The 18,180-nt window shown below is 72.9% G+C and carries 17 protein-coding genes and 1 pseudogene; 10 read left to right on the top strand and 8 right to left on the bottom strand.

Annotation, left to right across the window (positions count from 1 at the left end; translation table 11 throughout):
• Window positions 1-20 precede the first annotated feature (20 nt).
• Window positions 21-851: an NAD(P)H-binding protein gene (locus tag ACQP00_RS31055; RefSeq protein WP_433201726.1), complete on the top strand. Its 831-nt coding sequence runs from the start codon at window positions 21-23 to the stop codon at window positions 849-851.
• Between the two features lie 432 nt (window positions 852-1,283).
• On the top strand, window positions 1,284-1,616 hold the full coding sequence (locus tag ACQP00_RS31050) for a hypothetical protein (RefSeq protein ID WP_433201723.1): 333 nt from the start codon (window positions 1,284-1,286) through the stop codon (window positions 1,614-1,616).
• Between the two features lie 106 nt (window positions 1,617-1,722).
• Here ACQP00_RS31050 and ACQP00_RS31045 read toward each other — a convergent pair whose 3' ends face one another.
• Window positions 1,723-1,956 (bottom strand): hypothetical protein, encoded by a 234-nt coding sequence (locus tag ACQP00_RS31045; protein WP_433201720.1) that lies wholly within the window; start codon window positions 1,954-1,956, stop codon window positions 1,723-1,725.
• A 6-nt stretch (window positions 1,957-1,962) separates the two neighbouring features.
• Here ACQP00_RS31045 and ACQP00_RS31040 point away from each other — a divergent pair, with 6 nt between their 5' ends.
• Complete coding sequence (locus ACQP00_RS31040; RefSeq protein WP_433201717.1) at window positions 1,963-2,451, top strand: SigE family RNA polymerase sigma factor; 489 nt, start codon at window positions 1,963-1,965, stop codon at window positions 2,449-2,451.
• Complete coding sequence (locus ACQP00_RS31035) at window positions 2,448-3,332, top strand: hypothetical protein (protein ID WP_433201714.1); 885 nt, start codon at window positions 2,448-2,450, stop codon at window positions 3,330-3,332. The genes ACQP00_RS31040 and ACQP00_RS31035 overlap by 4 nt, the downstream gene beginning before the upstream one ends.
• Here the strand turns inward: ACQP00_RS31035 and ACQP00_RS31030 are convergent.
• Genes ACQP00_RS31030 through ACQP00_RS31015 form a run of 4 tightly spaced genes read right to left on the bottom strand, consistent with a single transcriptional unit; the run spans window position 3,329 to window position 6,763 of the window.
• The gene (locus ACQP00_RS31030) at window positions 3,329-3,769 is read right to left on the bottom strand and encodes a TIGR03618 family F420-dependent PPOX class oxidoreductase (protein WP_433201711.1); all 441 of its coding nucleotides are present in this window, start codon (window positions 3,767-3,769) and stop codon (window positions 3,329-3,331) included. The two genes, ACQP00_RS31035 and ACQP00_RS31030, sit on opposite strands and share 4 nt — an antisense overlap.
• Window positions 3,770-3,779: 10 nt before the next feature.
• Window positions 3,780-5,294 (bottom strand): TIGR03086 family metal-binding protein, encoded by a 1,515-nt coding sequence (locus ACQP00_RS31025; RefSeq protein ID WP_433201708.1) that lies wholly within the window; start codon window positions 5,292-5,294, stop codon window positions 3,780-3,782.
• A gap of 33 nt (window positions 5,295-5,327) precedes the next feature.
• The gene (locus tag ACQP00_RS31020; RefSeq protein ID WP_433201705.1) at window positions 5,328-6,284 is read right to left on the bottom strand and encodes a hypothetical protein; all 957 of its coding nucleotides are present in this window, start codon (window positions 6,282-6,284) and stop codon (window positions 5,328-5,330) included.
• Window positions 6,285-6,307: 23 nt separating this feature from the next.
• Window positions 6,308-6,763, bottom strand: a complete 456-nt coding sequence (locus tag ACQP00_RS31015; RefSeq protein WP_433041911.1) for an Lrp/AsnC family transcriptional regulator — start codon at window positions 6,761-6,763, stop codon at window positions 6,308-6,310.
• Window positions 6,764-6,908: 145 nt separating this feature from the next.
• Between ACQP00_RS31015 and pdhA the strand changes: the two genes are divergently transcribed.
• From pdhA to ACQP00_RS31000, 3 genes are read left to right on the top strand one after another with little or no spacing between them, the layout of a single operon-like run.
• Window positions 6,909-7,973: a pyruvate dehydrogenase (acetyl-transferring) E1 component subunit alpha gene (pdhA, locus tag ACQP00_RS31010; RefSeq protein WP_433224056.1), complete on the top strand. Its 1,065-nt coding sequence runs from the start codon at window positions 6,909-6,911 to the stop codon at window positions 7,971-7,973.
• A 44-nt stretch (window positions 7,974-8,017) separates the two neighbouring features.
• Entirely contained in the window at window positions 8,018-9,001 is a 984-nt protein-coding gene (locus ACQP00_RS31005) for an alpha-ketoacid dehydrogenase subunit beta (RefSeq protein ID WP_433224054.1), read from the top strand.
• The gene (locus ACQP00_RS31000) at window positions 8,994-10,175 is read left to right on the top strand and encodes a dihydrolipoamide acetyltransferase family protein (protein ID WP_433201702.1); all 1,182 of its coding nucleotides are present in this window, start codon (window positions 8,994-8,996) and stop codon (window positions 10,173-10,175) included. The genes ACQP00_RS31005 and ACQP00_RS31000 overlap by 8 nt, the downstream gene beginning before the upstream one ends.
• A 24-nt stretch (window positions 10,176-10,199) precedes the next feature.
• On the opposite strand, the gene ACQP00_RS30995 is transcribed toward ACQP00_RS31000, so the two are convergent.
• Window positions 10,200-11,678 (bottom strand): MFS transporter, encoded by a 1,479-nt coding sequence (locus ACQP00_RS30995; protein ID WP_433201699.1) that lies wholly within the window; start codon window positions 11,676-11,678, stop codon window positions 10,200-10,202.
• Between the two features lie 310 nt (window positions 11,679-11,988).
• On the opposite strand from ACQP00_RS30995, the gene ACQP00_RS30990 reads away from it, so the two are divergent.
• Window positions 11,989-13,014 (top strand): TIGR00341 family protein, encoded by a 1,026-nt coding sequence (locus ACQP00_RS30990; protein WP_433201696.1) that lies wholly within the window; start codon window positions 11,989-11,991, stop codon window positions 13,012-13,014.
• Between the two features lie 135 nt (window positions 13,015-13,149).
• Here ACQP00_RS30990 and ACQP00_RS30985 read toward each other — a convergent pair whose 3' ends face one another.
• Window positions 13,150-13,572: a DUF2335 domain-containing protein gene (locus ACQP00_RS30985; protein WP_433201693.1), complete on the bottom strand. Its 423-nt coding sequence runs from the start codon at window positions 13,570-13,572 to the stop codon at window positions 13,150-13,152.
• A 211-nt stretch (window positions 13,573-13,783) separates the two neighbouring features.
• Window positions 13,784-14,365: pseudogene (locus ACQP00_RS30980) on the bottom strand (ANTAR domain-containing response regulator); the annotation flags it as partial.
• A 211-nt stretch (window positions 14,366-14,576) separates the two neighbouring features.
• On the opposite strand from ACQP00_RS30980, the gene ACQP00_RS30975 reads away from it, so the two are divergent.
• Together ACQP00_RS30975 and ACQP00_RS30970 are read left to right on the top strand one after the other, a co-directional pair.
• Window positions 14,577-15,542 (top strand): hypothetical protein, encoded by a 966-nt coding sequence (locus tag ACQP00_RS30975; protein ID WP_433201690.1) that lies wholly within the window; start codon window positions 14,577-14,579, stop codon window positions 15,540-15,542.
• Window positions 15,539-17,935, top strand: coding sequence for a GcvT family protein (locus tag ACQP00_RS30970; protein WP_433201687.1), 2,397 nt, complete (start codon window positions 15,539-15,541; stop codon window positions 17,933-17,935). Before ACQP00_RS30975 ends, ACQP00_RS30970 begins: the two co-directional genes overlap by 4 nt.
• Window positions 17,936-18,180 lie beyond the last annotated feature (245 nt).

The following is an 18,180-nucleotide window of genomic DNA, read 5'->3' as shown; positions in this document are numbered from 1 at the left end:
GTAACAGCGAAGGCGGATCAATGATTATCGTCACCGGCGCGACCGGAGCCCTCAACGGCGCCACCGTCACCCACCTGCTCGAACGCATGCCCACCAGCGGCCTCGCCGTCGTCACCCGCGACCCCGCGAAGGCCGCCCCGTTCGCGGACCGCGGCGTCGAGGTCAGGCGCGGCGACTACAGCGAACCCGCCTCCCTGCCGGCCGCGTTCGCCGGCGCCGACCAGTTGCTGCTCGTCTCCTCCAACGACCCGACCGCGGACGCGACGACCCTGCACCGCACCGCGATCGAGGCGGCCGTAGCCGCCGGCGTGGGACGCATCCTCTACACCAGCCACCAGGCCGCCGCCCCGGACAACCCGTTCGCCCCCGGAAGCAGCCACTTCGCCACCGAGCAACTGCTGGCGGCCTCCGGCATCCCGTGGACCTCGCTGCGCAACGGCTTCTACGCGCACAGCCTGCAGTGGCTTGCAGGCCCGTGGCGCGAGACGGGCATGATCGCCGTACCGGGCGACGGCCCGGTCTCATGGACGGCCCGCGAGGACGCCGCCGAGGCCGCAGCCGCAATCCTGCTCGCCGGCGGCGGCTACGACGGCCCGACCACCATCACCGCTCCGGCCGCCGTAACGTTCGCGGAGCTCGCCGAAATCGCGTCCGAGGTCTCGGGCCGCCCCATCGGCTACCGGCTGCTGGACGAGCAGGACTGGGTCGCCGCTCAGCAGCAGCCGCATCGGACCGAATTCCTGCTCGGCTTCTACCAGGCCGCCCAGGCGGGCTACTTCGCCGGCACCGACCCGCTGCTGAGCAAGCTCCTCGGCCGCGAGCCACGCGCCGCGCGGGAGGCCCTCGCGTAACGGCCAGACCGAGCGCCCGTATTCGCGCGATGCTCGCGGAACGGCGTTGCCGAGCGTCCGTGCACGCGGAACGGCGTTGGCGAGCGTCCGCGCTCGCGGGATGCCCTCGCGTGGCGGCGTTGCCGAGCGCCCGCGCTCGCGGAACGGCCTTAGCGAGCGTCCGTGCACGCGGGATGTCCTCGCGTAACGGCGTGGCCGAGCGTCCGTGCACGCGGGATGTCCTCGCGTAACGGCCTTGCCGAGCGTCCGTGCACGCGGTCTGATGGGGACGTGCGCAGCTGGTTGCTCGCGGCGGTGGCGTTGACGGCGTTCGCATCGTGCAGTTCGCCCTCACCGCCGTCTCCGCCTTCACCGCCGTCTCCGTCTGCGGCTGTGGAGCGCCCGGCCCCGCTGACCGAACAGTCCCTGCCGGGCACGAGCGAACGTGCCTGCGTGCCGGTCGCTGACGAGGTGCGTGACGCCCGCTCGGGCGACATCATCGCGGGCGATTTCGTTGAGTACCGCCGGCAGTGGCGGCCGGGCCTCGAACCGGGCATCGGCAAGCTGTACTGGATCCCGTCCCACCCGGCCGTGAACGCGCGCATGACCATCACCGCAACGTCGGCGACCGGTCGCGTCGAGACCTACGACGCCGGATCGCTGGCGACGAACGAGGGCGGCGTGCAGTTCTACCCGAGCGGCATCCCCCTGCCGTCGGCCGGCACCTGGAAACTCGTCGCCGAGGCGGGCGGCGACTGGGGCTGCTTCGAACTCACCCTGCACTGAGCCGCCGGCCTCACCCGAAGGCGGTACGCCCGGTGATCGCCGCGGTTCGCACATCCACGTTGCCTGCCCGGCTGCCTCACTCGCCGGAGGCCGGCGCCTGCAGAAGTTACAAGGTCATGGTGGCGATGATGAACACCGCGGTCGGGTCGAGCCGGCGGTTGCGCGCCCGGGTCAGGCAATCCCGGCGGGCGGGGGCGATCGGGGCGAGCAGCAGCGCGAGCCACTGGTTCAGGCCGGTCCGATGAGCGGCCCGGGGTAGGGTGGCCGTGCGTCCGAGGCGAGGGAGCGAAACACGCGTCTTGAGGGCGATGGAGCGAAACGCGCGGCTCGTGGCGTTCATAAGAGTATGACGTTCGACGAGTTCGTGCAGGCGCGGTTGCCCGCGTTGCTGCGGTTCGCGGGTGTGCTGGCCGGGGATCGGGAGCTGGCGCAGGACGTGGTGCAGGACGCGCTGGTCGTCGCGCACGGGCGGTGGGCGCGGATCGGCGGCATGGAGCGGCCCGAGCTCTACGTCAAGAAGATTGTCACGTCGCAGTATCTGTCGTGGCGGCGGCGGGTGGTGCGGCGGGCGGAGCTGTGGCAGCGGCAGCGGGTCGAGGAGCCGACCGTGCCCGATCACGCCGAGGACATGGCTGTTCGGGCGGCGGTGCTCGAACGGCTCGCGCGGCTGCCACAGCGGCAGCGGGCGGTGCTCGTGTTGCGGTACTACGAGGGGCTCAGCGAAACCGAGACCGCCGAGATGCTCGGGTGTGCGCCCGGGACCGTGCGTTCGGCGCATGCGCGGGCGATCGCGGCGTTGCGGTTGGAGTCGGCCGATCTGGAGGCGTTGCGATGAACGTGCGGGTGCTCACCGATGCGCTGCTCGAGGAGGAGCGGCACGCGCCCGACGCCGGGCTGGTCATGGCGCACGTGCGCGAGCGGGTCAAGAGGCGGCGTCGTACGGTACAAATGGCGAGTTTGGCTTTGCTTGTGCTCGTCGCGTGGCTGTTGTCGCCCGCGCAGCAGCAGGCGGCGGAGGGGCCGGCGCCTGGGTGGACCGCAAGGATCCGGATGACGTGGCTGCCGGAGGGGGTGCCGGGCGAGCCGTATCGGGCGGTCGGGCTCGCGGGGGAGGCGGCGGACTTCGGGGAGCAGGAGACCGGGCCGTATCTGCAGGTGGCGCTGGACTCGCCGGCGAATCCGGACTGGGCGGGGTGGACGGCGACGAGCGTCAACGGGCAGCGGGGGCGGTTCCAGTCGAGTCCACTGTGGACACGGGTGTTGTGGACGCTGCCGTCGGGGCGGTCGGCGGCGCTGGAGTACGGTAGCATCGGCAATCGGGTTTCCACGCTGGAGCGGGATGCGCTGCGGGCCGCGGCCGGGCTGCGCGATGACGGGGAGCTGGTGCTGCGGCCGAAGATCGAGGCCTCCTACCTGCCCGCGGGGCTGTCCGTTGCCGGGGTGGACAGCGACGGCGGGATCAGCCTGCGGGGCGACGGCACGGCGGCGATCCGGGTCGTGCTCGCCGCACCGTCGACCGGCAACGGGCTGGCCGGCGTCGGCGGGCCGCAGCGCGTGCGCGATGTGCAGGGGCTGGCCGCGTACGCCGAGCAGAACTTCCTCAACGTGCTCGACTTCCACGGCCACACCCTGGTGCTGTACCGCAGCGGCGACCCGATCCCGAGCCTCGACGAGGCGCTGCGCACCGCGGACGGGGTGCGCTGGATCGGCGGCTAGGTGTTGCTGTACACGCGGGACGGGTCGATGAGCACGGCCGTGCGGCGCTGTTCGGTCATGACGCGGTCGTACTCGTCCCAGTCGTCATGGGTGCCGCCGGCCGACGTGAACACCTCGCGCAGCAGCAACCGCAATCGGTCGGCGTCGAAGCCGGGGGCCGGGTCGTCCGGGCCGATCAGGGTGGCCGTTCCCTCCACGGTCGCCCACTCCCAGCCGGCCCGGGCGGTCACCGTCACGCGCGGGCGGGTGCGCAGGTTGGCCAGCTTCACCTTGCCGTACGTCACGAACCCGAGCGCTCGCCCGCCCGTGAGCGGGTCGGTGAGCACGCCGGCGTTCACGATGGACGCCTGGATGGTGGTGTCGGCGCGGAGGGTCGAGACGACGACCAGCCCGTGCTCGCGCCCGGCGAGCGCGGCGAACTCGTCCAGCGATGTCATGCGAGCAAAGCTACCCGCGCCCGAGGTACGCGGCGAGCCGGTCGGCCGGCGTGGCGCCGGGCGGGGCGGGACGTTCCGGGCCGAACGATCCTCCCGGTGTCCGGGGCAGGCTGGCATACTGGCGGTGCACGGCCGGGAGCACCGCCAGGGCGACGTCCGGCGCCAGATCGGTGGAGCGGCCGGTCGCCGTCGCGAGGTCCCACCCATGCGCGAGCATCTCGATGACCAGCTGCTCGACGAGGTTCCATCCGCGCGCCGGGCCGTAGGGCGCCTCGAGCATCCCGGGCCGCCGGAACGCGCGCATCGTGGCCGCGGCCGCCGCCCGGAACGCCGCGACGTGATCGCCGTCGAGGTGGTCGGCGGCGAAGTCGGAGCGCGGCCGGTTCTCGGCGAGACTTGTCCAGAGCAGGTTCTCGTACACCATGTGGTCGAGCAGCGCCCGCACGTCCCACCCGCCGCACGGCGTCGGGTCGGCGAGGCGCTCCGGCCCGGTGCTCGCCACGAGCGCCCCGACCTCGTGCAGCACCTGCTCGCACGACTCCAGCAGGCTGTCCGGTGGCGGGCGATCGAGCTGGGCGGCGATCGCAGCGGCGCGGGCGCCCGGGGACGGGTTGGCCCGCAGCGCCGTCATCAGCCATTGACCGGGCCCGGCCAGGCTCGGCGGCACCGGGCGGCCGGTGATGACGCAGACGAGCTGCCAGTACCGCTCGGCCTTGGCATCGGCCGCCACCTCCAGCTGCTCCAGGAGCTGGGCCCGCGGATCGGTGGTGTCGCGCTGGGTGGGCAGCCAGGCCTGGACGATCTCGGCCACGATCGGGTCGGCGGACGGCGAGTCGGCCGCGATGCCCGCCCGCATGGCCGCGCCGACCCTCGCCACCCAGAAGGCCGTGACGCGCTCGGCCGAGCCGTCGTCCGCCGCGCCGGGCGCGATCCGGGCGACGTACTCGGCGGTGCGCCGCATCGCCCGGCCCAGTTCGGGATCGGCGACGAGCTCGGCGAGCTCCAGCCAGGCGTCGACCTGCTCGGCGGTGGGATCGTCGGGCAGGTCGGGGCGGGCGGCGAGCAGGCCGTCGCGGTACGCCGGGACGTCGACGTCGCCGACGGTCTCGGCCACGAACCGCTCGATGATCGCGGCCCGCTCGGCCGCGGAGAGGCGGGCGAGCCGGGTCAGCACGCCGAGCTCCTCCGCCGACGAGCCGCGCGCCGCGACCGAGCGCAGCACCGCCTGCTGCAGCTTGAGCGCCCGGATCTGCGCGTCGATCGCCCGGGCGTGCGCGGCCGCGACCTCGCCGAGGGTGTCCTCGCGGGTCACGACGCCGCGGATCGCGTCCATGCCGAGCCCGAGCTGGCGCAGCGTGCGGGCGAACTCGAGCCGGGCGACGGCCCGCGGTTCGAACCGCCGGTAGCCGGCCCCGGTCCGTCCGGCCGCCGGCACGATCCCGAGGTCGGACCAGTGCCGCACGAGCTTGACCGGCAGCCCGGTCCGTCGCGCGAGTGCGCCGATGCTGAGCAGTTCGTCGTCCACCGCTCAACTCTGCGGTCTCCCACGGTGGGAGAGTCAACCGCGTTCGCGAAACTGCGCCAGGTCCTCGGCCAGGAGCGGGTCGTCGTCGGCGAGGACGGTGCGCAGCGCGTCCACGAGGCTCGCCCATTCCGCTTCGGTACGGTCGTCAAGCGGCCCGGCCGCCGCGCCGATCGCGTACAGGTAGTGGGCCTCCAGCCCGATCCGCAGCCCCTCCGCCGGCGACTCGGGCAGCAGCCGCTCCGCGATCCCCGCGAGCTTGGCGGCGTCGATCGTGGCCAGGTGCGGGTACGTGCGGCCGGACGGGCTGACCAGGTTCGGGGCCGGGTCACGGTACGCGTCGGGCAGCCCCTCCGCCTCGGGCACCAGCCACAGCGCCTGCGCCAGGGTGAGCGGCGGGGGCCGCTCCCGCAGCCGCTCCCACTCGTCCTGGGCCGCGCGGGCCGCCTCCGCGTCGACGGACCGGGCGTCGCCGAGGTGCTCGGCCGCCTGCTCGCGATGCCGGTCGTCGGCGAGGGCGAGCAGGTGCAGGCCGGCCAGGGTGAGCGCCTCGGCGGTGCGGGGGGCGTCGCCAAGTTCGGCGTACGCCTTGATCGCCAGCTCGTCGGCGGCGACGGCGTCGGTGAACCGGCCGGTGCGGGCCAGGATCGCGCTCGCCCGGGCGGCGAGCGCGCCCATCTCGGCGACGGTCCAGCCGCGGGTGCGGTACTGCCCGACGTACCCGCGGAAACCCAGATCGGCGGCGGCCGCGGCGAGCTGCGGATCGCCGTAGCGCATGAGCACCTCGGCGTTGTCCAACTGCGCGCGGCTGAACAGCAGCGCGAGCTCCCGCCCGCGCGAGCGTCCGCTGTCGCGCAGCAGCGTCAGGTAGCCGGTGATCGCCCGGTCGAGCAGGATGACCGCCGACGCGCCCCGGCCGTGCCGGAAGTGCTCGAGTCCGGCGCGGAGGTCCGTGTCGGCGCGCAGCTGCAGGTCCCGCGACTCCCGTCTCATCCATCAATGCATAGGGCACGCAGTCAAGCGCGGGGCGGCCTCGGCGTCGTCGGGAGCTCATCGAAGATCAACACCGTCTCCGTCGAGGTGATCTCCGGCATGCCCTGCAGCTGGGTCAGCACCAGCTCGCGCAGCGACGTGGTGTCCCGGGTGCGCACCAGCAGCACCAGGTCGTGCGAGCCGGACACCAGGGCCGCGTGGTCCACCTCGGGCATGGCGAGGATGCGCGACCGGACGGCCTTCCACGAATGCTGCGTGATGTTGACGTAGACGTATGCGGCCACGCCGTAGCCGTACCGCTGCGGATCGACCGTCGCCGTGTAGCCGGTGATGACGCCGTCGTGCTCCAGGCGCTGCACGCGCGCGTAGACGTTCGCGCGCGAGATGTGCAACGACTCCGCCAGGGTGCGCATCGACGCCCGGCCGTCCGCCCGCAACGCCTCGACGATGCGGCGGTCCACGTCGTCCAGCTGAGCCATCCGTCTCCCCGTACACCCGAATCCGGCTCGTGCGGAGCCAATCGTCTTCGAATGTAGCCCCGCGCTGGACCTCTGGCCACGCAGGAGCCGATGATGCTGGACATCCCAGGACCGAAGGAGCTCCCCGGTGAACACCATCGAGGCGATGCTGCCGAGCCCGACCCCCTGGCGTCTGATCGACGCCGAGGGCCGCGCCGGCACCCCGGAAGACCTGCCGAAGAGCGAAGTGCTGCTGGAGCTGTACCGCCGGATGGTCGTCGGGCGCCGCTTCGACGCGCAGGCCACGGCGCTCACCAAGCAGGGCCGCCTCGCGGTGTACCCGTCCTCGCACGGCCAGGAGGCGTGCCAGATCGGCGCCGTGCTCGCCCTGCGCGACCGGGACTGGCTGTTTCCGACGTACCGCGACTCGGTCGCGATCGTCTCCCGCGCGGTCCCGCCGGCCGAGGTGCTCTCCCTGCTGCGCGGCGACTGGCACTGCGGCTACGACCCGCACGCCCACTTCGTCGCCCCGCAGTGCACCCCGCTCGCCACGAACACGCTGCACGCCGTCGGCCTCGCCCACGCGGCCCGGCTCAAGGGCGACGACCAGGTCGCCGTGGTGCTGCTCGGCGACGGCGCGACCAGCGAGGGCGACACCCACGAGGCGCTCAACTTCGCCGCCGTGTGGAAGGCGCCGGTGGTGTTCCTGGTGCAGAACAACGGCTATGCGATCAGTGTGCCGCTGGCCAAGCAGACCGCGGCACCCACGCTCGCGCACAAGGGCGTCGGCTACGGCATGCGCTCGCTGCTCATCGACGGCAACGACGCGGCCGCCGTGCACGCCGCGGTGACCGGGGCGATCGCGCGCGCGGCGGCCGGCGACGGCCCGACCCTGATCGAGGCGCTGACCTACCGCATCGAGGCGCACACCAACGCCGACGACGCCACGCGTTACCGCGCCTCCGACGAGGTTCAGGCGTGGCTCGGGCGCGATCCGATCAAACGGCTCCGGGTGTACCTGCATGAGGCCGGACTGCTCGATGACGCCACCGAGGCCGCGTTCGCCGAGCAGGCCGAGCGGTTCGCGGCGGGCGTCCGGGAGCAGCTGAACACCGACGTGGACCACGATCCCGGCGAGCTGTTCGAGCACGTGTACGCGCGGCCCACCGCCGCACTGCGCGCGCAGCGATCGGAGCTGCTCGCGGAGCTGGCCGAGGAGGGACGGGCATGACGAGCACGTTGGAGCGTCCGGCAGTACCGTCGAAGCCTGAAAAAATCGCGCCGGTGACCATGGCCGGCGCGCTCAACGCCGCGCTGGCCGACGCGCTCACCGAGGACTCCCGGGTGCTCGTGTTCGGCGAGGACGTCGGCACCCTGGGCGGCGTCTTCCGCGTCACCGACGGGCTGGCCGCGCGCTTCGGCGACGCGCGCGTGTTCGACACGCCCCTCGCGGAGTCCGGCATCGTCGGCACCGCGATCGGGATGGCCATGAACGGCCTCGTCCCGGTCGTCGAGATGCAGTTCGACGCGTTCGCCTACCCCGCGTTCGAGCAGATCACCAGCCACCTCGCGAAGCTGCGCAACCGCACCCGGGGCGCCGTGCAGCTGCCGATCGTCATCCGCGTGCCGTACGGCGGCGGCATCGGCGGGGTCGAGCACCACTGCGACTCGTCGGAGGCGTACTACACGCACACCCCCGGCCTGCGCGTGGTCACGCCCGGTACCCCGTCGGACGCGTACCGCCTGCTGCGCCAGGCGATCGCCTGCCCCGACCCGGTCATCTTCCTGGAGCCCAAGCGCCGCTACTGGTCGAAGGAGTCGGTGGCCCTGGGCACCGACGGCCCGGCGATCGACGAGGCCCTGGTCCGCCGCCCCGGCCGGGACGTGACCGTGATCGCCTACGGCGGCATGGTGGCCACGGCGCTGGAGGCGGCCGACGCGGCCACCGCCGAGGGCTGGGACCTCGAGGTGATCGACCTGCGCAGCCTGTCCCCGTTCGACGACGCCACGGTGACCGCCTCGGTCCGCCGCACGGGCCGCGCCGTCGTGGTGCACGAGGCCGCGCGGTTCACCGGCTACGGCGCCGAGGTGGTGGCGCGCCTGCAGGAGCAGTGCTTCCACCACCTGCAGGCGCCGATCCTGCGGGTGACGGGCCTCGACATCCCCTACCCGCCGCCGCACCTCGAGCACCACCACCTCCCCAACGCCGACCGCATCCTCGACGCCGTCGCCAAGCTGCAGTGGGACGACCATGCCTGACTTTCTCCTGCCCGACCTCGGCGAGGGCCTGACCGAGGCCGAGGTGCTGTCCTGGATGGTGCGCGTCGGCGACACGGTGCGCATCGACCAGTCGGTGGTGGAGGTGGAGACCGCGAAAGCGTCGGTCGAAGTGCCAATTCCCTTCGCCGGTACCGTCAGTGCCCTCCACGCCACGCCCGGCACCGTCGTGCGCGTCGGTGCACCGCTCATCACGGTGACCCCGGTCGAGTCCTTCCAAGAACCGGGCATCGTGACGCCTGATGAGGGCAGCGGCGCGGTGCTGATCGGCTACGGCACCACGACCGAGACCCGCCGCCGGCGCGGTTCGCGGCGCGCGGCCAACGTGCAGCACCGCGGCCCGGTCCGGGTCATCTCCCCGTTCGTGCGGCAGATGGCCCGCGCGGGCGGCCTCGACCTGCGCTCGGTCGTCGGCACCGGCCCCGAGGGCCTGATCCGCCGCGCCGACGTCGAGCAGGCCCTGGCGACCGTCCCCCTATCGGCACCGGGCGAGTCCCGCCGGCCCTTGCGCCGGGCCATGGCTGAAAAGCTCAGCCGCTCCCGCCGCGAGATCCCCGAGGCGACGGTGTGGGTGGACGTCGATGCCACCGAGTTCCTCGCCGCCCGGACCGTGCTGAACGCGCAGTCGCCGGTCAGCCTGCTCGGGCTGCTGTCGCGATTCGTGCTGCTCGGCCTGGCCCGCCACCCCGAGCTGAACGGCCGCGTCGAGGGCGACGAACTGGTCGTCCCGTCGCACGTCAACCTGGGCTTCGCCGCCCAGACCGACCACGGCCTGGTCGTCCCGGTCGTCCGCGACGCCCACCTGCTGCCGACCCGCGCCCTGTCCGCCGCGATCGCCGCGCACACCGAGGCCGCGCGTTCGAACACCCTGGCCCCGGCGGACCTGACCGGCGGCACGTTCACCGTGAACAACTACGGCGTCTTCGGCGTCGACGGCTCGGCCGCGATCATCAACCACCCGGAGGTCGCGATCCTCGGCATCGGCCGGATCATCGACCGGCCGTGGGTCGTCGACGGGCAGCTGACGGTACGCAAGGTGACCCAGCTGACCCTCGCCTTCGACCACCGCGCCTGCGACGGCGGCACGGCGGGCGGCTTCCTGCGCTACGTCGCCAACTGCGTCGAGTCCCCGCTGACCGCGCTCGGCGACCTGTGACCCGGGGGCGGGCGCGCGCCACGGTCAGCGCGGTGTAGCGGCGCTCTGCGGCTGGGCGGTTCGGGCCGGCTTCGCGGTCCGCGGGAGCAGGACGGCCAGGCCCAGGCCGATCGCGCCGATGGCGGTGAGCACGCCGAGCGACGCCGCGTACGGGTGGCGGCCCGGCTCGGCGGCGGAGACGATGACCGACCCGGCGAGCGCGGTGCCCAGCGACGAGCCGAGGTTGGACACCGCGCGGGACAGCCCGGAGATGTCGCCCTGGTCGCGGTCCGGGAACGCGGACTGCACCAGGTTCACCGACGCGGTGAGCATCGTGCCCAGGCCCAGCCCGGCCAGCAGCAGGCCGGGAACCGTGCGCCAGACCCCGGATCCGGTACCGACCAGGATGAGCAACAGGGCGAGGCCGGTGACGGTGGCGACGAAGCCGCCGACGATGAGGGTGCGCTGGGTGCGGCGCCGGGCGAAGCGCTCGGCGGCGGCCGAGGAGGCCAGGATGCCCACGGTCGCCGGGGTGAGCACGAGGCCGGTGAGGATCGCGCTGTACCCGCGGGCGTTCTGCAGGTAGACGGCGGTGACGAAGAACGTGCCCTGCATGACCAGCCACTGGACGGCCTGCGTGCCGAGGCCCAGGTTGGCCGCGCGGTCGCCGAACAGCCGCAGCCGCAGCAGGGGCTCGCGGCCCCGCCGTTCGGTCCGGCGCAGGTGCAGCCCGAACACACCGAGCAGGACCGCGCCGAGGGCGAGCGTCGGCCAGACCGGGGACAGGCCGCCCTCGGCGATCAGGACGCGGCCGGCGACGGCGAAGTCGGTCCGGGCGGTGGTCCAGCTGTAGGTGGTCGACTGCAGCACGGCCAGCACGACGAGCAGCAGCCCGGCGGCCGACAGCAGCGCACCGGTCAGGTCGAAGCGCGGCGCCGGCGTGGGGCGGGGCGTCGCGGGCAGCCGGCGGATCAGCACGACGATCCAGGCGATGACGAGGACCTGCAGCAGGAACGAGGCCCGCCAGGTGATGAAGCTGGTGATGACACCGCCGATGAGGGGCCCGGTGGCGGCCCCGAGCGCACCGGCGCCGCCGACGATGCCGAAGTACTTCGCCCGGGTGGGCAGATCCGGCGCCATGACGGTGATCAGGATGTAGATCGGCGGGATCATGAGCGCCGAGCCGACTCCCTCCAGCAGCGCGTTGCCGAGAATCATGACGCCGAGCCGCGGGGCGACCGCGGCGAGCAGGGCGCCGATGCCGTACAGCAGCAGCCCGGCGACGAGGCACTGCTTGCGCCCCCAGATGTCGGTGAGCTTGCTGCCGGGGATCATGAGCGCGGCCATGGTGAGGGTGAACAGGGTGATGGTCGCCTGCACCCCGAAGACGCTGGTGTGCAGGTCCCGGGCCATCGGCGTGATGGCGACGTTCATGGCGGTGCCGGCGTAGCTGCAGATGAACTGGGCCAGCGCCAGGGGCAGGATCATGGCCCGCGCGGCATCGGCGGGCTGGCGGGTCGGCACCTGTCGATCGTCGGCGGTCACCGGTCGCGCCGCCCCATCCGCCCAGGGTGACGGCGCGTCTCGCTCGCCCCGGCGGCTCGTTCGCCCCGGCGGCTCCTCCCGCGCTCGCTCGCCCCGGCGGCTCGTTCGCCCCGGCGGCTCCTCCCGCGCTCGCTCGCCCCGGCGGCTCGTTCGCCCCGGCGGCTCCTCCCGCGCTCGCTCGCCCCGGCGGCTCGTTCGCCCCGGCGGCTCCTCCCGTGCGAGCGAGGCGCTCGCCGTTGCCGCAGATGAGCCTTGGCCGTACGGCACGCGGGATTCTCAGGGGGACGCCGTGCAACGCTGCCCGGGCACCGACGACCCCGACGACCACCGCGGCCGATGGTCACGACTCCTCCTGCCCGCCCAGCGCCGGCCGCTGCCCGAACTGGCCGACCAGCTCGACCTCGCGCGCGGCGACCACGCCGCGAAACGGTCCGCGTTCTGGTCGATGCTGGTCCTCTCCGCGGTCATCGCCACCGCCGGCGTCCTGGCCGACTCGACCGCCACCGTGATCGGCGCGATGATCATCGCCCCGCTGTCCCGCCCGATCATGGGCATCGCCCTGGGTACCGTGACCGCCGACCGCCGCCTGCTACGGCACTCGGCCGGCGTCGTCACCGCCGGTCTCGTCATGGTCGTCGGCATCGGCGCCATCGCCTCCCTAGCCGTGCCGGCCGGGGCCGACCTGCTCACCAACACCCAGGTGTCCGGGCGCACCGCCCCCCGCCTGGCCGACCTCATCGCCGCGGTCGCCACCGGCGCGGCCGGCGCCCTGGGACTGTCCCGCCGCGACGTCAGCGACGTGCTGCCCGGCGTGGCCATCGCCATCTCCCTCGTGCCACCCCTGGCCGTCGCCGGCGTCTGCCTCGGCCAGGGCGACCTGCCCCTCGCGGCGGGCGCGCTGGTGCTGTTCGCCTCCAACGTCCTGTCCCTGGTCCTGGCCGGCACGCTGGTCTTCGCCGCGTACGGCTACGCACGCCGGCCCCACGGCCTGGGCCGCGCCTACGTGACCATCACGATGCTGATGCTGTTGCTGCTCGTACCGCTCGGCGCGAACACCGCCGCGAACGTCCTCGTCAACGCCTGGACCAACCGGATCACGACCGCCGCCACCCAGTGGATCGCCCCCGTCCCCGGCGCCGAGATCCGCTCGGTCACCGTCAACGCCCACATCGCCACGATCGACGTCCTCGCCCCGGCGACGCTCCCACCGGTCGGCCTCCTCCTCGACGCCCTGCACGGCCACATCCCGCCCGGCGTCCGCATCGTCATCACGGTCGCCGACGGCCGCCGCATCGAGGCCGGCCGCGTCCCTTGACGGCGGTCGGTGTTCATCATCGCCACCTTGGCCCTGTCACTCCTGGTCGCGCTGGCCACTGGCGACGCCCGGGCGCTGCTGGCCCGTCTCCCTCGTCGTGCTGCAGCCACCCCGGCGCACCTGGCGCCCGCGCCGTCAGTCCAGGACTTCGGCGCGGACTTCTCCCGGCTCGCGGCCGCCCGCGTCGGGTGTCGCCTCCCGGCCGCCCGCTCCGTGGGCCCGCCGAGCGGCGAGCCGTCCGGTCACGAACGTCCCGACCAGCGACGCCGTCCCGGCCATGGCGATGGCGGCCCCTTGCGTCGGTGCGCCCGAGTCCGCGAAGTACTTGGCGAGGACCGCGAGCACGAGCACGGACGCGAGCCCGCAGGCGTAGCCGAAGATGCGAATCCGCATGGCCATGACCTGCACGCGCTGGGCATGCCGCTGCTGCGATTCGAGCATCGCCAGCAGCCGCTCGGCGGTGCCGGGAACGGCCCGCTCGTACTGCTCCATCTTGACCGGGGTCGGCAGGCTCACCCAGCTGGCAGCCGTGGACGGGGCGGGGTCACGGTCGGGCATGCCGGTCTCCAGCGGGTGGGGGACCAAGGGCTTGGTACATCCGATCCAGTTCGCCTTCGAGCTCAGCCCAGCGGCCACCGAGATCGTCATGCCCGCCGTGCCGGGCCGGCATCCAGGTCAGGCGAACAGCGTCCGCGAACGTCCTGAGGGCGGCTCGAAACCCGGGGGCCGCAGCGGACGGGCTCGCTTTCGGCTCGGCCGGCGGCGGTGGTGGTGCGGGTTCCTCGCCCAGCACCCGCTCGGCGACCTCCCGCATGGTCAGCTGATTGTCCATGGCGGAGCGTTGCAGCCACCGGAACGCCTGCGGCTCCGACAGCCCGTATCCGGCCATCAGCCGCGACTTGGCCGCCTCGACCACCTTCCGGGTGGCCAGCCGCTCGGTCAGCGATCCCTGCTCCGCCTCGAGCCGAAGCAGTTGCTCGTGCCGACGCAGCGCGGTCTCGATGGCCGACTCCAGCTCGCTCGGTTGGATCGGCTTGACGAGCCAGACCTCGTCGACCCCTTCGCGCGTCAGGCGTGTCATGTCCCGCAGATCGGCCGTGAGGATCATGATCGGAGCGAGTGGGCCGTCGTGCAGACGCGCGGCCGCGAGGCTGTCCATGATCGGCATCTTGATGTCGAGGACGATGAGGTCCGGCCGCAGTTCGAGGGCGAGCCGGAGGGCCGCCGCGCTGTCACTCGTCTGCCCGACGACGTCGTACCCCGCTTCGGCAAGCAACCCGGCCAGGCTCGATGCATCATCGTCGGCGACGAGCACCCGGCGGCGCGTTCCCTCGGGCGGCGTCTCAGCCACGGCGCTCCCTTTCCGGCGTTCGGTGGCGCTGCGTGCAGCCTAGCGTCGGGAACCCTTCACGGATAGTTGCCGCGAGGCCATGCGCCGCGCGCTTGGTCGCGATGCGGGGGATAGCCCCAGGGCCGGTCCGGGGGGCCGTCGGATGGTTCGCGGACGCCGGTGAGCCGAGGCTGGGTGGCAATCAAACCTCGTCCCGGTCTGGAGCGTCCAGATGTACGTTCTCAGGAGAATAGGCGGCTGGCACCGGCCGCTGGTGCTGCACGCGGGGCTCATGTTCGGGCTGGCGGTGTGGTCCTTCGTGGGGCTGTTCGCCGACGATCGGCTCCTGCTCGGCGAGCCCGTGTGGGCCAAGCCGATGAAGTTCGGGATCGCCATGGGCATCTACAGCCTGACCCTCGCCTGGCTGCTCACGCTGCTCACCAAGGGGCGGCGGGTCGGCTGGTGGGTCGGGACCGGGTTCGCGGTGGCCGGCGCGCTCGACGTCGGGGCGGTCGTGTGGGCCGCGGCGCACGGGACGTTCAGCCACTTCAACCAGGAGAGCAACGATGTGGCGCGCACCGTGCAGACGGTGTTCTCGTTCGGGATCATGCCGCTGATCATCGCCACGCTGATCATTGCGGTTCTGCTGTTGATGCAGCGAACCGGCGACCGGGCGCTCACCCTGGCCCTGCGCGCGGGGCTCGGGCTCGCGTTCGCGAGCATGGTGGTGGCGGGCTGGCTCAGCGCGTCCGGCGGCGGGTACCAGCGCACCGAGGTCGACGCGAACGGGCAACTGGTGTCGCTGGTCGGGCAGCACGGCATCGGCGACCCGGACGGGCGGGGGATGTTCCTGACGAACTGGAGTACCAGCGGCGGGGATCTTCGCGTGCCCCACTTCGTCGGGCTGCACGCCATCCAGGTGCTGCTGGCCGCCGTGGCGCTGCTGCACCTGCTCGCGGGCCGGATGGAGTGGCTGCGGCCCGAGCGGGTCAGGGCGCGGCTGGTGGGCGTGGTCGCGTTCGGGTACACCGGAAGCTTTGTAATCCTGTCCTGGCAGGCCGCGCGGGGGCAGTCCGTGGTCCATCCCGACGCGGTCACGCTCGTGGCGTTCGGCGCGGTCGTGCTGCTCGGCGCCGCCGGGGTCCGGTGGGCGGCATCTGGACCTTTGCGGGAGGCGGAGCTAGCGTCGCGCGCATGAACGGTGTGGTACCGCAGCGGGCCCGGGTCGTCGTGATCGGCGGCGGGGTGGTGGGCGCGAGCGTCGCCTACCACCTGGCCAAACTCGGCTGGACGGACCTGGTGCTCGTCGAGCAGGGGCGGCTGTCCAGCGGCACGACGTGGCACGCGGCGGGGCTGGTCGGGCAGCTGCGGGCCAGCGAGAGCGGGACCAGGCTGGTGCAGTACTCCGCCCAACTCTACAGCGAGCTCGAGCAGGAGACCGGCCTCGCCACCGGCTTCAAGCGCTGCGGCGGCGTCACCGTGGCGCGCACCGCCGACCGGATGGTGCAGCTGCAGCGGACCGCCGCCTCGGCCGCCGCCTACGACCTCGAGTGCGAGCTGCTGACACCGTCAGAGGCGCGGCAGTTGTACCCCCTGCTGGCAACCGAGGATCTCGCCGGCGCGATCTGGCTGCCCGGTGACGGTACCGCCAATCCGACCGACGTCACAAACTCCCTCGCCAAGGGGGCGCGCCACCGCGGGGCCACCATCGTGCAAGGGGTGCGCGTCACCGGGATCGACGTGCGGGACGGGGTCGTGCGCGGGGTGCGCACCGACGCCGGCGACATCGAGGCCGAGGTCGTCGTGAACTGCGCCGGGCAGTGGGCCAAGGCGGTCGGCGCGCTCGCCGGGGTCAATGTGCCGCTGCACTCGGCCGAGCACTTCTACGTCGTCACCGAGGCGATCGAGGGCACCCACCGGATGCTGCCGATCCTGCGCGACCCGGACGGGTACACCTACTTCAAGGAGGAGGTCGGCGGGCTCGTCGTCGGCGGGTTCGAACCCGAGGCCAAGCCGTGGGTGGCGCCGGACGCCCTGCCGTACCCCTTCGAGTTCCAGCTCCTCGACGAGGACTGGGACCACTTCGCGATCCTCATGGAGAACGCCCAGCTGCGGATTCCGGCGCTGCGCGAGACGGGGATCAAGAAGTTCTACAACGGCCCGGAGAGCTTCACGCCCGACAACCAGTTCATCCTCGGGGAGGCGCCCGAGGTGAAGAACTTCTTCGTCGGCGCCGGATTCAACTCGGTCGGCATCGCCTCGGCCGGTGGCGCCGGCCGCGCGCTCGCCGAGTGGATCGTGGCGGGCGAGCCGACCAGCGATCTGTCCGGTGTGGACATTCGCCGGTTCGCCCCGTTCAACGGCAACAACCAGTGGCTGCACGACCGGGTCGCGGAGGTCCTCGGCCTGCACTACGAGGTGCCGTGGCCGAACCGCGAGCTGACGTCGGCCCGGCCGTTCCGCCGCTCGCCCGCGTACCATTTGCAGGCGGCCGCGGGTGCGCAGTTCGGCTCGAAAATGGGCTGGGAGCGGGTGAACGTGTTCGCGCCGAGCCTGGAGTACACCTGGGGCAAGCCGGACTGGCTGCCGTACTCCGCCGCCGAGCAGCGGGCCACCCGCGAGTCGGTCGCGTTGTACGATCAGACGTCGTTCGGCAAACTCCTCATCGCTGGCCGCGACGCTGAAGACCTGCTGCAGTGGCTGTGCACCGCGGACGTGGCCGTCGAGCCGGGCCGCGCCGTCTACACCGGCCTGCTCAACGCCCGCGGCGGCTACGAGTCCGACGTCACCGTGACCCGCCTGTCCCGCGACGAATATCTCCTGGTCACAAGCTCGGCCTCGGTCCAGCGCGACGCCGACTGGCTGCGCCGGCACGCCGACGGGCGGCACGTGACAGTCACCGATGTCTCGTCTTCCTTCGCGGTGTACGGCCTGATGGGCCCCCAATCCCGCGCCCTCCTGCAATCCCTGACGCGCTCCGACCTGTCCGACGCCGCCTTCCCGTTCGCCACCAGCCGCGAAATCGACCTCGCCCACGCCACCGTGCGCGCGACAAGAATCACGTACGTCGGCGAACTCGGCTGGGAACTGTACGTCCCGTCCGAGTTCGCCGTCGGCGTCTACGAGCAACTGATCGCGGAAAATGTCGTACCGGGTGGCTACTATGCGATCAACTCGTTGAGGCTGGAGAAGGGGTACCGGGCCTGGGGGCCGGACCTGCGCCCGGACACCAATCCGGTCGAGGCGGGGCTGTTGTTCGCCTGCAAGCTCAAGACCGACATCCCGTTCCTAGGCCGCGAGGCCGTCGAGAAGGCCCGAGCCGAGGGCCCGGCGCGCCGCCTGGTCTCCCTCGTCGCCGACGACCCGGACGTGATGATGTGGGGCGGCGAGCTCGTCCTGCGCGACGGCGTACCCGCGGGCCAGGTCACATCGGCCGCCTGGGGCGAAACCCTCGGCGCCTGCGTGGCCCTGGCCTACGTGGCGCCTTGGGAGGGCGGCACGTTCGAGATCAACGTGGGTGGCCGGCTCGTCCCGGCGACCGTGCACCGCCGCCCGCCGTACGACCCGTCCGGGGAGCGCATCAAGCGCTAGTCCTCGTCACTCGGCCACGCCCCACCGACCCACGCGCGGGCGGCACACGCTGTCCTCGCGTGGACGCCCACCACCGGGCCGCGCGCCGGACGACCGGACGCGATCGCGGGCCGTCGCGGCAGGTTCGAGGCGATCGTGCACGCCTCGCACCGTCGGGCCGCGCACTCGGGCCGCGCGGCGGACGATCGTGCGCGGCCGCGCGCCATCGGACCGCGCGGCGGGCGACCGCACGCGATCGCGGGTTG

Origin of the sequence: Dactylosporangium sp. CS-047395 (assembly GCF_050942185.1) — a bacterium.
Classification (GTDB): Bacteria; Actinomycetota; Actinomycetes; order Mycobacteriales; family Micromonosporaceae; genus Dactylosporangium.
Note: the sequence above shows the minus strand (reverse complement) of the source record. Positions and strands in the feature narration are given on the sequence as shown.

What these genes read in the sequence shown, in the direction of transcription:
- ACQP00_RS30970 (WP_433201687.1), top strand. Translation starts at nt 15,539, where the DNA reads ATGAACGGTGTGGTACCGCAGCGGGCCCGGGTCGTCGTGATCGGCGGC.
- ACQP00_RS31045 (WP_433201720.1), bottom strand. Translation starts at nt 1,956, where the DNA reads ATGAACGCCACGAGCCGCGCGTTTCGCTCCATCGCCCTCAAGACGCGT.
- ACQP00_RS31020 (WP_433201705.1), bottom strand. Translation starts at nt 6,284, where the DNA reads ATGAGACGGGAGTCGCGGGACCTGCAGCTGCGCGCCGACACGGACCTC.
- ACQP00_RS30975 (WP_433201690.1), top strand. Translation starts at nt 14,577, where the DNA reads ATGTACGTTCTCAGGAGAATAGGCGGCTGGCACCGGCCGCTGGTGCTG.
- ACQP00_RS31040 (WP_433201717.1), top strand. Translation starts at nt 1,963, where the DNA reads ATGACGTTCGACGAGTTCGTGCAGGCGCGGTTGCCCGCGTTGCTGCGG.
- ACQP00_RS31000 (WP_433201702.1), top strand. Translation starts at nt 8,994, where the DNA reads ATGCCTGACTTTCTCCTGCCCGACCTCGGCGAGGGCCTGACCGAGGCC.
- ACQP00_RS31035 (WP_433201714.1), top strand. Translation starts at nt 2,448, where the DNA reads ATGAACGTGCGGGTGCTCACCGATGCGCTGCTCGAGGAGGAGCGGCAC.
- ACQP00_RS31055 (WP_433201726.1), top strand. Translation starts at nt 21, where the DNA reads ATGATTATCGTCACCGGCGCGACCGGAGCCCTCAACGGCGCCACCGTC.
- pdhA (WP_433224056.1), top strand. Translation starts at nt 6,909, where the DNA reads ATGCTGCCGAGCCCGACCCCCTGGCGTCTGATCGACGCCGAGGGCCGC.
- ACQP00_RS30985 (WP_433201693.1), bottom strand. Translation starts at nt 13,572, where the DNA reads ATGCCCGACCGTGACCCCGCCCCGTCCACGGCTGCCAGCTGGGTGAGC.
- ACQP00_RS31015 (WP_433041911.1), bottom strand. Translation starts at nt 6,763, where the DNA reads ATGGCTCAGCTGGACGACGTGGACCGCCGCATCGTCGAGGCGTTGCGG.
- ACQP00_RS31030 (WP_433201711.1), bottom strand. Translation starts at nt 3,769, where the DNA reads ATGACATCGCTGGACGAGTTCGCCGCGCTCGCCGGGCGCGAGCACGGG.